The sequence below is a fragment of the Arthrobacter sp. NicSoilB8 genome (genome assembly GCF_019977355.1).
In the GTDB taxonomy this organism is placed as follows: Bacteria; Actinomycetota; Actinomycetes; order Actinomycetales; family Micrococcaceae; genus Arthrobacter.
Genome location: NZ_AP024655.1, coordinates 2798205 through 2811787, shown reverse-complemented (window position 1 = coordinate 2811787; position 13583 = coordinate 2798205). Strand labels below are relative to the sequence as shown.

Annotated in this window: 13 protein-coding genes and 1 pseudogene; 7 read left to right on the top strand and 7 right to left on the bottom strand. The window is 65.7% G+C overall.

Annotation, left to right across the window (positions count from 1 at the left end):
* Positions 1-175 precede the first annotated feature (175 nt).
* From LDO15_RS12660 to LDO15_RS12630, 7 genes are all read left to right on the top strand, one after another.
* On the top strand, positions 176-1621 hold the full coding sequence (locus LDO15_RS12660; protein ID WP_223979231.1) for a hypothetical protein: 1446 nt from the start codon (positions 176-178) through the stop codon (positions 1619-1621).
* A 587-nt stretch (positions 1622-2208) separates the two neighbouring features.
* The gene (locus LDO15_RS12655; RefSeq protein WP_223979229.1) at positions 2209-2688 is read left to right on the top strand and encodes a DUF6325 family protein; all 480 of its coding nucleotides are present in this window, start codon (positions 2209-2211) and stop codon (positions 2686-2688) included.
* A 1-nt stretch (position 2689) separates the two neighbouring features.
* Entirely contained in the window at positions 2690-2845 is a 156-nt protein-coding gene (locus LDO15_RS12650; protein WP_167467810.1) for a hypothetical protein, read from the top strand.
* 131 nt (positions 2846-2976) lie between these two features.
* Positions 2977-3666 (top strand): hypothetical protein, encoded by a 690-nt coding sequence (locus tag LDO15_RS12645; protein ID WP_223979227.1) that lies wholly within the window; start codon positions 2977-2979, stop codon positions 3664-3666.
* 48 nt (positions 3667-3714) lie between these two features.
* On the top strand, positions 3715-4422 hold the full coding sequence (locus tag LDO15_RS12640) for a hypothetical protein (protein ID WP_223979226.1): 708 nt from the start codon (positions 3715-3717) through the stop codon (positions 4420-4422).
* Positions 4423-4485: 63 nt separating this feature from the next.
* On the top strand, positions 4486-5868 hold the full coding sequence (locus LDO15_RS12635) for a DUF1254 domain-containing protein (protein WP_223979225.1): 1383 nt from the start codon (positions 4486-4488) through the stop codon (positions 5866-5868).
* Between the two features lie 170 nt (positions 5869-6038).
* Complete coding sequence (locus LDO15_RS12630; RefSeq protein WP_223979224.1) at positions 6039-7316, top strand: cation:proton antiporter; 1278 nt, start codon at positions 6039-6041, stop codon at positions 7314-7316.
* Between the two features lie 178 nt (positions 7317-7494).
* On the opposite strand, the pseudogene LDO15_RS12625 reads toward LDO15_RS12630, so the two are convergent.
* From LDO15_RS12625 to LDO15_RS12595, 7 genes and pseudogenes are all read right to left on the bottom strand, one after another.
* Positions 7495-7659, bottom strand: a pseudogene (locus tag LDO15_RS12625) (helix-turn-helix domain-containing protein); the annotation flags it as partial.
* 250 nt (positions 7660-7909) lie between these two features.
* Positions 7910-9385, bottom strand: a complete 1476-nt coding sequence (locus LDO15_RS12620) for an ATP-binding protein (RefSeq protein WP_223979223.1) — start codon at positions 9383-9385, stop codon at positions 7910-7912.
* 154 nt (positions 9386-9539) lie between these two features.
* Positions 9540-10427 carry a response regulator transcription factor gene (locus tag LDO15_RS12615; RefSeq protein WP_223979222.1) on the bottom strand — a complete coding sequence of 296 codons (888 nt, stop codon included), beginning with the start codon at positions 10425-10427 and terminating at the stop codon, positions 9540-9542.
* A gap of 266 nt (positions 10428-10693) precedes the next feature.
* On the bottom strand, positions 10694-10900 hold the full coding sequence (locus tag LDO15_RS12610) for a hypothetical protein (RefSeq protein WP_223979221.1): 207 nt from the start codon (positions 10898-10900) through the stop codon (positions 10694-10696).
* Between the two features lie 280 nt (positions 10901-11180).
* Positions 11181-11483, bottom strand: a complete 303-nt coding sequence (locus tag LDO15_RS12605; RefSeq protein ID WP_223979219.1) for a hypothetical protein — start codon at positions 11481-11483, stop codon at positions 11181-11183.
* A gap of 15 nt (positions 11484-11498) precedes the next feature.
* Complete coding sequence (locus tag LDO15_RS12600; RefSeq protein ID WP_223979218.1) at positions 11499-12221, bottom strand: GAF and ANTAR domain-containing protein; 723 nt, start codon at positions 12219-12221, stop codon at positions 11499-11501.
* A gap of 100 nt (positions 12222-12321) precedes the next feature.
* Complete coding sequence (locus LDO15_RS12595) at positions 12322-13572, bottom strand: transposase family protein (RefSeq protein ID WP_223979217.1); 1251 nt, start codon at positions 13570-13572, stop codon at positions 12322-12324.
* Between the last annotated feature and the right edge of the window lie 11 nt (positions 13573-13583).

Genomic DNA, 13583 nt, shown 5'->3' with positions numbered 1-13583 from the left:
GTTCCTTTTGGCCGGTCTTCTGGGCGGTGGCATGCAGCTCACGGCCTGCACACCGACGACCACTTCCGCGCCCCCGTCGGCGAGTCCGACCCAAAGCACGGGCGAAAGTGCCGCTGGTGGTCCGCTCAGTAATCACGCCGTCGCACTCGCTGAAGCTGCGTGCGCAGAAAAGGAAGTGAATCCACCCTGGTACTCCACGATGCTGGGCTATGAGCACCATGACAGCGCCCGTTCCAAGATGTATCCCTGCGCGCAATTCACCGGGTCGCTGACCGACCCCAACAATGTGTACGCCTACAAATCCCCCGACAATTTTTATGCGCCGTCCATGATGGCGACCCGGGGCGTAAATGAAATGTACGTATACGGCGGTTCGCTCGGCAACGCCAACCCGCTGCCCTCCGGGCCCTATGTCGCACGGGTTGAGCCCGGCTCACTGAAAGAACTGTGGCGCACGAACCTGCTCAACACCCACATAGGCAACCAGTGGATTGGCGCCGGGTCGATCGAATCCATTGACGGCGATGTCCTGGCCATCGTCAACACGTACCTGTTCAAAATCGACGGCACCACCGGGGCGGTTAAAAAGGTTGTGTCCCTCCCGACCATCGGCAGCGCACCAGAGGACAGCTACTTCAACGGGATGGACGGGTGGTCCGATGGAACGCTGGTCATGAAGAACCTGGCCCGCGTGCCGGGCTGTAAAGAGCAGGGATTCTTCGCCGTCGTCAACTGCCCGAACCTGGAGAAGACGCCCCCATCCACCATGGTGGTGGTGGACTCCAAGAATCTCGCAGTGCTTGCCTCCAAGCAGATGGAGCAGATGATCGGCGGCCGCATCACCGCGGCCGAATTCAACGGCAAGAAATATGCCTATGTTGCCGGCCCGACCAAGCTGTACCGCTATTTGTGGGACGGCACGAATATTTCCCTGGACACGAGCTGGGGTCCGGTCTCCTATCTCCAGCCCGGCGAAACCGGGGCCTCCGCAGCCTCGATCCTGGGCGATCAGGTCCTGCTGATGACCAACGGGGGCGCCCCGACCCAGACACCGCTCAGTATCGTGGCGATCTCCCAGTCCGACCCCACGAAGATCCACCGGATCCAGCCCATGCCCCTGCAGCAGGGACAGATCAGCTACATCCCCTCCGCGCTGTCGGTGGATGCGGTCAATAACCGGCCTTACACCATGGATCCTGGCCCGGGGAAAGTGGCAGCGGTCGACATTAATCCACAGACCGGCGAGATGAAGCTGGCGTGGAGTGTGGACCAGTCGACGCTTAGCTGGATGGTGCTCATCGGACCGCCGGACAAGCGGGTACTTGTCGCGACGGACATCAAGACGAACACCTCCATGCCGAACCCGCTCGATTGGCAGTCCGGACCCATTGGCGCCAACTACACCGAGCGGGTGCAATGGCGCGAAGCATCCACGGGCAAACTCCTGGGCCAATCGGATTACTACAGCCCCATGGTCGTTGGCATGCAGCTGTGGCCCGGCTACGGCGGCCTGATCTACGATGGCCTCACAGACGGAGGGCTGGTGGCCTTCCAGCCCCTGCCGAGTCCCCCAGCCACACCTTCGCCGACGCCTACGCCCTCGCCCTCGCCTAAGGGCTAATGGGTACCGCGGATCCGCCGATATTCTCCACGCGTCTGATCCGTCTGATGCGGAAGGGCCGGCGCGTGCGTGCCGCACCTGGAAGTTGGAGTCGCCGTCTATGCGGCGGCTCCACCTACGGCTTGCAGGTTGGGCTTCGCATTTCTCTCCCCCAAGGAGGGCGCCGTCCGAGTTGCGGACGGGGCCCTCCCTGGGCGGTCCTGACATGAGGGTCCGGACGGCGGCTATCTGTCGGCCCCTGAGGTCTGAACGTGGCGTCCCTGTTCAGGGCGACTCACACCCGAGGCACGGTCGCCTTGATTGCCTATTGTCTACCCCTGTCTGCCACCCGGTACGAGACGGGCCGCCTCGAAAATCATGGTCGGGACAAGGCGTCAGACATCCTGGACCTCGGAGCAGGCACGGCCAGACGGACCGGCTGGGGCGGAACTTCTTTCCGGGGAGCTGCCGGAGCAGGAGCGCAAGCCCTGGCGCGCGTGAAGTCACCCGGAGTGGATGAGGTGCCCGGGCTTCCCGGGGGAACAGGATGGAAACTGCGACGATCCGTCGAATCGCCTTGTCCCTACTGAGAAACGGAGGTCATCAGCATGGCTGAGTCACTGGATGAACTAGGGCCGGTGGACTGGCTCGTCGTGGAGTTCCCCGGCCCCGACTTTGGCAAAGGCCAGATCGCCCCGTACTTGGAGGACCTGGTCAACCGTGAGCTTGTCAGGGTGCTCGACATGGTGTTCCTGAGGAAGACCGAGGACGGCACGCTCGAGACGGCAGAGATCTCCGACCTCGACCCGAGCGAGCTCGGCGAGGTGCGCACGGCCGAGGCCGACCTGGCCATGGTGCTCTCTGAGCAGGACGTCGTGGACCTGGCGGAGACGATCCAGCCCGGCCACTCCGCCGCGGTGCTCGTCTGGGAGAACCAGTGGGCTGCCCCGTTCGGCGCGGCCGTCCGCAAGGCCGGCGGCCAGCTCGTGGCCAGCGGCCGGATCCCGACCCAGGCCGTCATCGCCGCGTTCCAGGCCGACGCCGACGCCGAGGCCCAGTCGCCCGAAGGAATGAAGGAAGGAGCCTGACATGCCACTGGCAGCACGACGCAGGCGCAGGACCGCCGCCGCCGTAGGCGGGGCCGTTGTGGTCGCCCACGGGATTAACCGTCGCGGTGACCGGCGGGAGGACCGCCGGGATGACCGCGGCGACCGCCGGGAAGACCGCCGCGACCGCCGCGACTGACACCACAGAGCCGGTTCCCGGTACACACAGGTGCGCATGACCCTTCGGGGTCGTGCGTACCCCCGCCGGACGTCGGCTCCTCCCCCGTACGGAACCGCCCCGGGGCCACGTTCTGATGAAAGGTTGTCACCATGTCAACGGCTAAGGGAGATCTCAGTTCAGCCGAGAACCTCCACGGAGTGCACCATGGTGAGATCGTCGTCTTCACCAGGGACGCCGACGGGCCCGGAGCTTCCGGCGTCATCTACAACACCCTCGGGCTGACCGATGACAAGTCGCATGAGCAGTTTGATGCTGAGTTCCGGGCCCTCGACCCGGAAGAGTTGAAGAAAGACTTCGGCGGAGACGTTATCTGGATGAACGGCCCGCGCCGGGCACTGATGGACCGGTTGGACGCGATGATCTTCAATGACTCCAAGATCAGTATGGTCGGCCCCATCCCAATGCGCACGGTCGGCACCATGCACCTGCCTGACCTGGAGGCGTTCCTCGCCGTCGAAAAGGAGCGACCGCCCTACACCGAGATGACCATTGGGCGGAGCACCAACTGGTACTTCAACGCCGGCCGGCAGGTGTACCAGTTAGTCTCCCCGACCGGCAGCGTCTACATCATGCAAAGCGCCTCCCAGCACGTCGACCCGCACAACACCGTCGACCGGCTGGCAACGCTAGGAGAGCGCCTGAAGTTGCCGCAGGGGTGGGAATACCGGACCCCGACGCTGCAGGAGGAACTTGTCGTTCGCGCCGAAGCGAACGGCGCCCCGGCACACATTGTCTTCGACGAGTACGAGGACAACTACCAGCGCATCGACAACGTCTAAGTCACTGACCGCACCGGCCGACTCCGTTTCTGCACCAAGGAGAACACGATGACACATTCCGCGAAAGTCCCGAACGACGACGCTGACACAACCGTGATGCGCTTCGATGGAGTACGGGGGCAGCGCTACGCCGAGATCATTCTTATTGCCCCCGCCGAGACCGGCGAGATGATCGGCAGCATCTATAACACCACAGGCTTGAACGATCCCGACGGCGCCGGCGACACCTGCCCCCAGCCGCTGCTGGACCAGCTCGACATGCGGGTCCTCGCGGAGGAGTACGGGATCCCTAGTGTCTTCAAGAACGGTCCGCGCCTTTGGTGCCTGGACTGGATGGACATCGTGGTCGGCAGGGAGCGTGATTTTCACGGGTTGAAGGCCCGATGGTGCATGTGGGTGGATGTCCCCACGGGGCTGGGCCATCAGGAAGAAGTGGCCTACAAACCCATTACCGGCCGGCGTGACACCCATTTGGGCATCAACAACGGATCACCGGCCTTCATCCTGGACGACCCGGACGGCGATACGTGGGTGATGAAGTCAGTCAGCCTCATCATCGACCCGCACCAGACATACGACGCCATGACAAACCTCGGCGAACGCCTGCAGCTGCCGGCAGGGTGGTCCTACCGCGCCGTGACACTGGAGCAGGACCTCGTACTGACCCCCGAGAATGGGACTGCACGCATCCTCCAGGATGACCTCGGCAACACCTACGACCGCGTGGGCGGACCGTTCAGCAACTACAAGCCCTGAGCGTCGGGCCGCCGGCCCCGCCGGCCGGCGCCCCCGACCGGACCCGAATCCGAGGAACCCGCCATGGCACAGACCCCCAGCGCCACCCCGGAGACCTCTCCTGCCCCACCGGCGGAAGAGTTCGACTGGCGCGCCGAGTATGCCTACACCGCGGGCGTTCAGGCATTCATCTACGGATTTCCCTACATCTACAACGCCAAGGTCCGGCACGACTGGGTGACCAGCACGCAGGACCCCGCCGTGATACCGCAGGGGGCAGTCAACGAGTTCTGGCATGCCAGCCGGATCCTGGATGCAAGCTACCGGGCGGGAGGCTGCCCCAGCACCGACTCTCTGTACTCCGTGGCCTGGCTGGACCTCGGCCAGGAGCCCTTCATCCTGACCCACCCGGACATGGGCGATCGGTATTTCACCTTCCAGCTCGCCTCCTTCACCTCGGACAATTTCGGCTACATCGGTCAGCGCACCACCGGCCCGGGTGCGGGTCACTTCGCCATCGTCGGACCGCGCTGGGACGGTGAACTGCCGCCGGGGGTGCAACGGCTCCGGCCCTCGCCCACGCCTTGGGCGCTGGTGCTGGGCCGCACTGCCGTCAACGGCAGCGCTGACCTGGCAGACGCACGCGCCCTGCAGGCCCAGTACCGGCTCACCCCGCTCAGCGTCTGGAACTCACCCGCGGCGGCCGTCCCGGTGCCGCAGGACATCTACGCGCCGGTGCCGGTGACCGAGGACCCCCTTGGGCCCTGGAAGACCCTCAACGCGATGCTGGCCGAGAACCCGCCGTCATCCACGCACGCCTTGGTCCTGGAGCAGTTCAGCGGCCTGGGCGTCGGGGCCGGCCTGGACGTCGAGGCGCAGCCGGAAGCGGTCCGCCAGGGCCTGGCCCGTGCCACGACCGTTGGCATGGCCCTGCTCAGGGACCAGTTCACCAGCGGCGACTGGGCGACCATCGTCAACGGCTGGAGGTACCCGCCCCCCGAGGAGGGGAGGTTCGGCAACGACTTCCTGCGCCGGGCCGCGGACCAGTCGCTGGCCGGCATCGCCGCCAACGACCCGGCGGAATCGATGTACCTGATGAACTTCCAGGACGTCACCGGCGCCAGGCTCGACCCGAAGCGCCGGTACACCTTGCGCTTCCCGCCCGATGGACTGCCGCCCGTGGACGCGTTCTGGTCCCTGACCGCCTACACCGCCACAGACCTCAACCTCATAGCGAACCCCATTGACCGGTACACGGTCGGGGACCACGCGTCCCGGCTGCAGCTGGACGGCGATGGCGGGCTGAGCATCTACCTTCAGCCGGACCCGCCGGCACACGAGCGGGAGTCAAACTGGCTGCCGACCTCCCCGGAGAGCCCGTGGTTCGTGCTTCTCAGGATGTACCGGCCCAGGCCCGTAGCCCTCGACGGGTCCTGGAGGTGCCCGGGAATCAGCCGAGCGGACTGAAGCGCCGCACGCGATGGTGGAGGTAACGAGATGGTCCGGATTTTTCGAGTGTTCGTGGAGGTTGGCGCTGCCGGCCGTGACCGCGCCGCCGACCTCGGAGCGTCCCCTTCAATTCCTGACCGGAACCGCCGGACCTCTGACCGGGAAAACTACGAGAAACGGGGCCTGACATGGAGCTGACAGTAGTCGTCGTGGTCGCCGCCAGCATCTTCCTTTGGGGGCTGGTTTCCGCGAGGCTTCAGAGGGCTGACCTCACCGCTCCGATCGTCTTCACCCTCATCGGCGCAGTCGTGGCCCTGACCGGCATAGCCGGCCCATCGGCCTCCGAGCGGCTGAAACCCGTGGTCGAGATCACGCTGGTGTGGGTACTGTTCGCCGATGCCGCCCGCATCCGGGTCCAGGACCTCCGCAGGGGCCTGGGCCTGTATGTGCGGCTGCTCGCCGTCGGACTTCCGCTCACAATAGTCGCCGGGTGGGGCCTGGCCGCATGGTTCTACCCGGGCCTCGGGGTGTGGCTCGCCCTTCTGGTGGGCGCCGCGCTGGCGCCCACGGACGCCGCGCTCGGCATCCCGGTCGTGACGAACCCGGTAGTACCGGCGCGCATCCGGCGTCTCATCACGGTAGAGAGCGGACTCAACGACGGCATCTCCACACCGGTGGTCATGCTCGCCATCGCCGGCGCCGCGGCCGCCGCCGGTCATGAAGGCGCCACCGGCGCCGGAGGAGCCCTGCTCGAGCTCGCCGTGGGCGTGGCAGTCGGGGCAGGCATAGGGGCATCCGGTGGCGCCCTGCTGCGCATCGCCCGGCGGGACAAGTGGGCCGCCGAGGACTTCACGGGCATCGCGGTGCTGGCCCTGGCCGTCCTCGCGTACGGCGCCTCCATAGTGGCCCACGGGAACGGCTTCGTCGCAGCATTCTGCGGAGGCCTGGCCTTCGGCGCCGCGGCCGGCCCGCGCGGGCCGGCGGAAGTCCAGTTCCTGGAGCAGGCCAGCGGTTTGATGTCCCTGCTGGTGTGGCTCGCCTTCGGCGTTATCGCCGTGCCCATCATGGTCGAGCGCATCAACCCCGCCATGATCCTCTACGCGGTCCTCAGCCTCACCATCATCCGGATGGTCCCCGTGGCCCTGGCCCTCATCGGCGCAGGCCTCGACCGGAACACCATCCTTTTCGTCGGCTGGTTCGGCCCCCGCGGGCTGGCCTCCCTGGTCTTCGCCCTGCTGGCTCTCGAAGAACTCGGCAGCGCAGCAGACGAGGCCGTCGCCGTGGTCGCCGTCACCGTGCTCCTCAGCGTTATCGCCCATGGCCTCAGCGCAACACCCCTGGCAAGCAAATACGGCCGGTCCACCGCCCCGCAAAAACACCGTGATGCGGCCCCGCACCCTGGAATAGCGCTTCGAGGACTGCCCCGCCAACGCGGTGATGCCACAGCGCCCGATCAGCTCCACTAGACCCAAGCAAGCCCGTGGGCAACGCGGCTTGATGATCAGGTTCAGACAGGGCCCTCTCGCGGTCAGACATACAGGCCAAGGAGAATTTCCCCAGCCCGGCCCGCAGGCGGCTATGCCCGATTCAGTCCCGAGGCCCCGACCCCGGATGTTGCCGGTACTGCCGCAAGTTCTCCATGACTTATCCCAACCGGAACATGAGTTTTTCGCCGTCCGGTCGCTCCTCCGTGGGCGAAACGTGCCGGTAGAGGGTCTGGCGCGTTACGCCGAGTTCGGTGCAGAGTTCGCTGACTTTGGTTCCATGCTTTCTCATCGAAGCCAGAGCAAGCCGGAGCTTGGCGGGGGTCGCCATCTGCCCGGACCATGCCGAGACATCCGTGAAGCTGCTCAGCGGCAAGGGTGTCCCGCCGGCCGAGGCACCGTGGGTGCAGATGACTGATGCTGCCCTGCTGGCGCACTTGCCGGAAATCGCCGCCGTCGCCTCCTAGGTCACGAGCGGCTGAAGGCCTGGGTGGGGCCCCGCGTCAAAGACTCATCAGTTGGTCGCGCATTGGCGAGGTTCTTGGCATGACCAGGCAGTCAGCCTGGGAGCGCTTTCAGCCCCCCGCGCCAGGCATGACGATCCATCTCCGGCGTTGACTCGTGGGGTTGGCCGGCGGCCCGGGGAACGGTGCACCACCGCCGGCGCGGTCGCCGCCGGTGCCGCTGCCGAGGAAGCTTCGGGTGAGGGCAGCGCCGTCGGCCATCAGGTCATCCACAGCCTTCGCCAAATGATTGTCGGCAACGGGCACGTCTTCCAATGCCGCAGCCACGACGGCCCGGCGGACGAGCTCGCGCGCAAACGAGGCAGTGGTGCCTTCGGTGCGGGCCGCAGCGTCGGCAATCGCGTTCGCGCTGAAGGGGATACCGCGGGCATAGAGTCTGATCAGCGAGACACGCTCCGGCTGGGCCGGGAGGGGTATTTCCACGGCCAGATCCACCCGTCCGGGACGCTGGGCAAGGGCACGTTCGAGCATGTCCACCCGGTTGGTGGTGAGGACGAACGCCACATCGGCGTCGCTGGCCATGCCGTCCATGGCGTCGAGCACCTCGAACAGCAGCGGCTGGGGTCCGTGACCGAAGCTCCGGTCCTCGGCGATGAGATCGCAGTCCTCAAGAACGACGATGGAGGGCTGGAGGGCCCTGGCCATGGTGGCGGCCTCCGAGATCCTGGCGAGCGATCCTCCCGACAGGAGGATTGCCGTCACACCGTCGCTCCGGCCCAGCAAATAGCGCACCGTGTGGGTCTTGCCGGTCCCCGGCTTGCCATGGAGCAGGATCCCCCGTTTGAGGTGCTGTCCGTGCTTGTTGAGGGAGTCCCGGTGCTCGGCGATGCCTATGGCGTGGTCCGAAACTTTCGCCAGCAGCCCAGGCGGCAGGATGACATCAGATGCGGCAAGGGCCGGCCGGGCGTGAAACGTCACACCGGTCGCGCTAGGTCCGTACTCGCCCATCGTCAGGGAAATAACCTGCCCCTTGAGCACGCTGCGGTGCTGCATCTGGCGGCGGAACCCCGAGAGGAAGCGTGCGGCGTTGTCTGTAGTGCCGGCCAAAACTTCAAGGGAAGCTGACTGCCGGCCATACCTGGGGTTGGCGTCCCGCTGCAGCACGGCGATTGGACTGCCGTCGTGGCTGAAGAGCCACAGCCCCAGTGCCACGGCCTGCCGTTGTTCGTCCGGGCCGACCGCGAGGTTGGTATAGTCCGGCTGGGACAGGGGGTATTGGGGAAACGACTGCGATTGCTGCAACATATCGCTCAGCGACTGATGGTGGCGCTGGTCCCCGCCGCCAATGCCCACGAGCCGGAACCCGGGGTCCCCGGCGGCAATCTCTGCTATGAGGATGTCAGCATCCACGAACCGGTGCGGCGGAATTTCCTCCACCACCACGGACACAGCTTCCGCCTGGACGTCCAAATGGTCGGTAAGCGTTGTCAGCAGCTGGGTTCCACGCTTCACCCGGTGTTGTCCGGACTGTGCAAGCTCCACCAGCCGCGCAAAACTGTCGATGAACTTCCCCAAATATTCATCCATGGGCAGACCCTACCAGCGCCGCCCCCCGACCAGCCGATGGAAATGTCAGGCGGCGGTTGCGCCGATCGGGATGTGGCGCCCTGGGGATCCCTGATCACGGCGCTGTGAAATCCCGGCGTGTCCATGGGCGCCATCACGATGCCACGCCCAGCCCCTAAGCGCTGCCTGGTTGAGGGTGGCTGACCGTCAGTCCGGTCCGCGTCGCGGTAAGGGCGTCGGCAAGCCGGACGGCGTCCCTGGCCCGCGCTTCGTCTGTGAGCGGCACGGTGCGGGCCTCACTGGTGCAGTTCAGCAGGGCTGCGGTGACCTCCAGGATCAGAGCCGGGAACCGGCTGAACCGGTAGCCGCCATCGGCGGGGTCTTGCGAGTGATTCAGCGCCCTGGTGATGAGTACGGCTGCCTGCGTCCTGCGCGCCATGCCCAGTTTCATCAGGATGGTCGACACCATGTTCTTCACGGTCTTTTCTGACAGAAACATCTCCTGGCTGATCTGGCGGTTGCTCATCCCTTTCGCCAGGCCGATGGCGGCATTCATTTCCTGCCTTGAGAGTCGTCGGAGTCTCTCATCCGTGCCTGCGGGCCCGGGCCGCAAGGGCGGGGCAACGAGCGCGGGATGGAAGCGGCCGCTGTGCGCGGTGTGCCCGGCCAAGGCCCGTCGGATGAGCCTGAGCTGTTCGCCGCTGTCATCCTCTTTGGACAGGCACCCCCACGCACCGGCCAGAATGGAGTCGATCAGCACGGCTTCGTCGCCGTCCCCGGTCATCAACACGCACCGGATGCCCGGGGCCGCCGCGGCAATGGCGCGGCACACGTCGGCACCGGACACGCCCGGAAAATCATCACCAATAATGACCAGTTCCGGGCGAAGGGCAGGAATCCGCCGGACCGCTTCGCCCGCGGATCCTGACTCTCCGGCAATGCTGAGACCATCGGACTCCAACAGTTGGCGCAGGCCTCGCCTCACGACTTCGTGGTCGTCCAGCAGATACACCCCCCGGCCGGCAAGAGTTGCGCTTGGGTAAATTCTCGGGTCAGCCATCATTGGAGGTCCGTTCCTTGGCCTTTGACTGGAAGGCGCTGTTAGTGGGTCCCCGGCGCCGGCCTCACGGATGTGAAAGAACCCGGATCACTGTCCGGTCCCCCTTCCGGCGTGCATTCATGTGCACAGGATCTCTACTTCTCACGCTAGACCTAATAGTCACCCAGCCCTAGTGGCTCCGGGTAACAGTCTTCCAAGCCCGGGACCGGACTATCTTCCGGTGCGCAGCGCCTATCGTGAGGGGCCGGGGATTGATAGTCTGAAATTGGTCAGGAAGGGGCCCTCCACTCCATTGCGGGGAGATTCTGCCTCATGACTACCGGATCCGATGTCACCGTCAGTGCCGCCGACTCTTTGACGGCCGACTCGTTGACGACCGTCTCGTTGACGACCGACGCGAGGCCGTTCGGATCCCTGGCGGCGCCCACTGCGGGCGCCCCGATTCCGCTGCAGCGCAGTAGTAGCTCAGAGGTCATACCCGGTTGCTCCGCCGCCGTCGGCCGCTGCCAGACACGGACCGCAGCAAACCCTCCCACACTCCGCCTGCATCCGCACCCACGCCCTCGCTCCGGCCCACTGCCCGGACACTGCGACCAGCAGCCTGATTCCGGGGTCCCTTAGACCAGCGCGGATGCGACCCTGTGAAACATCACGAGTCGGGGGTGGGCCGCATCCGCGCTCGCATTAACCGTGGGCGCTACCGTGTAAAGCATGTTCGTGCCTGCGACGTGAGGTGCCGCCCGCGAACCGATCATTTCACGGCGCCTGATCCGGTTCGGTGCCCTCGTCTACTGGACCCGAATCCGGGGTGCTGTAAGGAGCCCGGGGCGCGGGGGAGTCCAGAGCGTCCAGCCGTTCGTTGACGGCGTGGGCGAGGATGTCCCGTTGGAGGTCCGGCAGTGACATCGCGCCGTGCAAATAAGCCTCCACCTCGAATTCGCCGGCCTGCCCACCCAAGGTGAAGTACTTCAGCCACAGTTCATCGAGGCTGAGTCCGGTGTAAGGCAGTGAAGCAGCAATTCCGCGACGTTGCTCGCTTTCTTCATTGCTCAAGGCCATGGATCCGCCTTGTGATTACGTGCCGGACGACGCAGAGAAACGGATCAACGCCGCTGCGGTCTCATGCAAAGTTTCCCCCGACCGGCGTGACATGGCAATGAGGGTTCGGAAGGCGTCGTCCTCCCCGGTGTTATCCCGTGCCATCAGCAGGCCCTTGGCCACGCTGATCGTGTCGCGCTGAAACAGGGCGTCTTGGAGCTGATCGCTCAGGGCTGCGGCGGCTTCACGGGCCTGGGCATGCAGGACGAACAGCGATGCTTGTTCCGCAAACAAGGCCAGCAGCCGGACGGCGTGGTCCGCGAAATGGTCAAGATCGCGGGCGTAGACCTTGACGGCCCCGACCGCCGTGGTACCGGTCAAAAGAGGGCTGCTGGCCACGGACCCGAAACCCAGGGACGCTACCGCGGCACTCCAGGCGGGCCAGCGCTGATCGCTGGCAACATCGCTGACGAGGACGGGCTGACCGGAAGCCCACGCCGCGAGGCACGGACCTTCGCCCAGCTCAAACTGCGCTGAGTCCGCCTGTGAGACGATCGTGCCCGATGCAGCAGCCGTGAGCCGCTGTCCCGAGGGCTTCATCAGGCTGACACCGGCTCCCATCGCACCCGGAATCGCCGCGACGGCGGCGTCCGTGATCAGGTGCAGGGCGTGCGCAACGGTCTCCTCGGTAAGCAGCATTCGCGACGCACGGGCGAAGACCGCGGTAAGCTCCTCCGCCAAAGGCAGATCGGTAGTCATGTTCCACCTCGACAGGTTTCACTGTGCCGTGGCGGGGCGCTCCGGCTGCGTATTCAAGCATAACTGGCCGCGGGCCGCCGGGCACCCCTGTTGCCTCACGTCAATAGGTCCGGGAGGGTTGATTCGTTGCCTCACGTGAAAAGGTCCGGTTCAGGGGCGGGTTGAACGAGGTGTTGACTTTGTAGTTGCGGGGTGCGGCTTTGGCTTGGGCGAGGGTTTCGAGTTCACCTGTCAGTCCCAGGATCTGCCGGGACAACACCGCGGGTTTTAGGCGTTTGAACTGGGCGTTCATGGTGATGACGGGGCGTTTGCGGGTGTCCGGGTGGCGGGCGGCGCGCTGGTGCGGGGTGAGCGCGGCATCATGTTTCTTGATGACTTTCGCGCCGTGGCGTTCCTTGGACACCAGCTTCTGCTGCGGGAGCAGATAGTTCGTGAACAGCCCGTCAAGCTCCCAGATCTCGTTGAGCTTCTCCAGTTCCGCGGCGGTGTCATAGCGGTAGTAGCCGACCAGCTCCCGGACCCTGGCCCAGTTCTTTTGTTCCACGTGGGCGCCATCGTTCTTGTTCCCCGGACGGGACCGGGTAAAGGTGATCCGGTGCTCCTGGCAGTAGGCGAAGAGGTAGTCGTTGATGAATTCGGTGCCGTTGTCCGAGTCGATCCCCACGATCGGGAACGGGAACCGTGCCAGCGCGTACTTCAGGGCCGCGAACACCCATTTCTGCGCCTTGTTCGGCACGGACCGGTTCACGGTCCATCCCGTGGCGATATCCGTGACCGTCAGCGTGAAGCAGAACTGCCCGGAGGCCACCCCGCCCTCGTGCCCCACCAGGTCGATCTCCACGAACCCGGGCACCGCATCGTCCCAGTCCGCCCAGGTCCGGACCGGGATCTGGGACTTCAGCAGCGATCCGGGCTTGGTGTGGGAACGGCCCCGCAGCACCAGCTTCTTCCGTTCCGGGGCCAGTCGGCGGTCAATCGTTGCCGCGCTCATCCGCATCAGCAGCTCCGCCTCCTCATCCGAGAGCATCAGTTCCCCGTCCCGGCGCAGCAACGGCACCAGCACCGGCAGCATCGGGGCCAGACGTTTGCCGGCCGGAGCGCGCAGCACCGCCCAGCACACCACCAGAGCCTCGACGACCCGCGGACCATACACCGGCGGCCTCGGCTCCCGGGCCCGCACCGGCCGCAGCTGAAGCGCCTGCCGCAGGGCCCGGCGCGCATAGTCCCGGTTCCAGCCCGTGAGCTCCACCAGCTCATCGAGGATCCGGACCTTCTCCGGCCGGCCGGCCCGGGCATACGCCCTGGCCTTGATCACCGTGACAGCCTTCCGCTGGCTCATCGTCAGTCCCATCCCTCAAGGAT

Bases quoted from the DNA above. Each gene is read 5' to 3' on its own strand.
- LDO15_RS12640 (WP_223979226.1), top strand. From the start codon at position 3,715: ATGACACATTCCGCGAAAGTCCCGAACGACGACGCTGACACAACCGTG.
- LDO15_RS12600 (WP_223979218.1), bottom strand. From the start codon at position 12,221: ATGACTACCGATCTGCCTTTGGCGGAGGAGCTTACCGCGGTCTTCGCC.
- LDO15_RS12605 (WP_223979219.1), bottom strand. From the start codon at position 11,483: ATGGCCTTGAGCAATGAAGAAAGCGAGCAACGTCGCGGAATTGCTGCT.
- LDO15_RS12610 (WP_223979221.1), bottom strand. From the start codon at position 10,900: ATGACCTCTGAGCTACTACTGCGCTGCAGCGGAATCGGGGCGCCCGCA.
- LDO15_RS12620 (WP_223979223.1), bottom strand. From the start codon at position 9,385: ATGGATGAATATTTGGGGAAGTTCATCGACAGTTTTGCGCGGCTGGTG.
- LDO15_RS12615 (WP_223979222.1), bottom strand. From the start codon at position 10,427: ATGATGGCTGACCCGAGAATTTACCCAAGCGCAACTCTTGCCGGCCGG.
- LDO15_RS12635 (WP_223979225.1), top strand. From the start codon at position 4,486: ATGGCACAGACCCCCAGCGCCACCCCGGAGACCTCTCCTGCCCCACCG.
- LDO15_RS12630 (WP_223979224.1), top strand. From the start codon at position 6,039: ATGGAGCTGACAGTAGTCGTCGTGGTCGCCGCCAGCATCTTCCTTTGG.
- LDO15_RS12645 (WP_223979227.1), top strand. From the start codon at position 2,977: ATGTCAACGGCTAAGGGAGATCTCAGTTCAGCCGAGAACCTCCACGGA.
- LDO15_RS12595 (WP_223979217.1), bottom strand. From the start codon at position 13,572: ATGGGACTGACGATGAGCCAGCGGAAGGCTGTCACGGTGATCAAGGCC.
- LDO15_RS12650 (WP_167467810.1), top strand. From the start codon at position 2,690: ATGCCACTGGCAGCACGACGCAGGCGCAGGACCGCCGCCGCCGTAGGC.
- LDO15_RS12655 (WP_223979229.1), top strand. From the start codon at position 2,209: ATGGCTGAGTCACTGGATGAACTAGGGCCGGTGGACTGGCTCGTCGTG.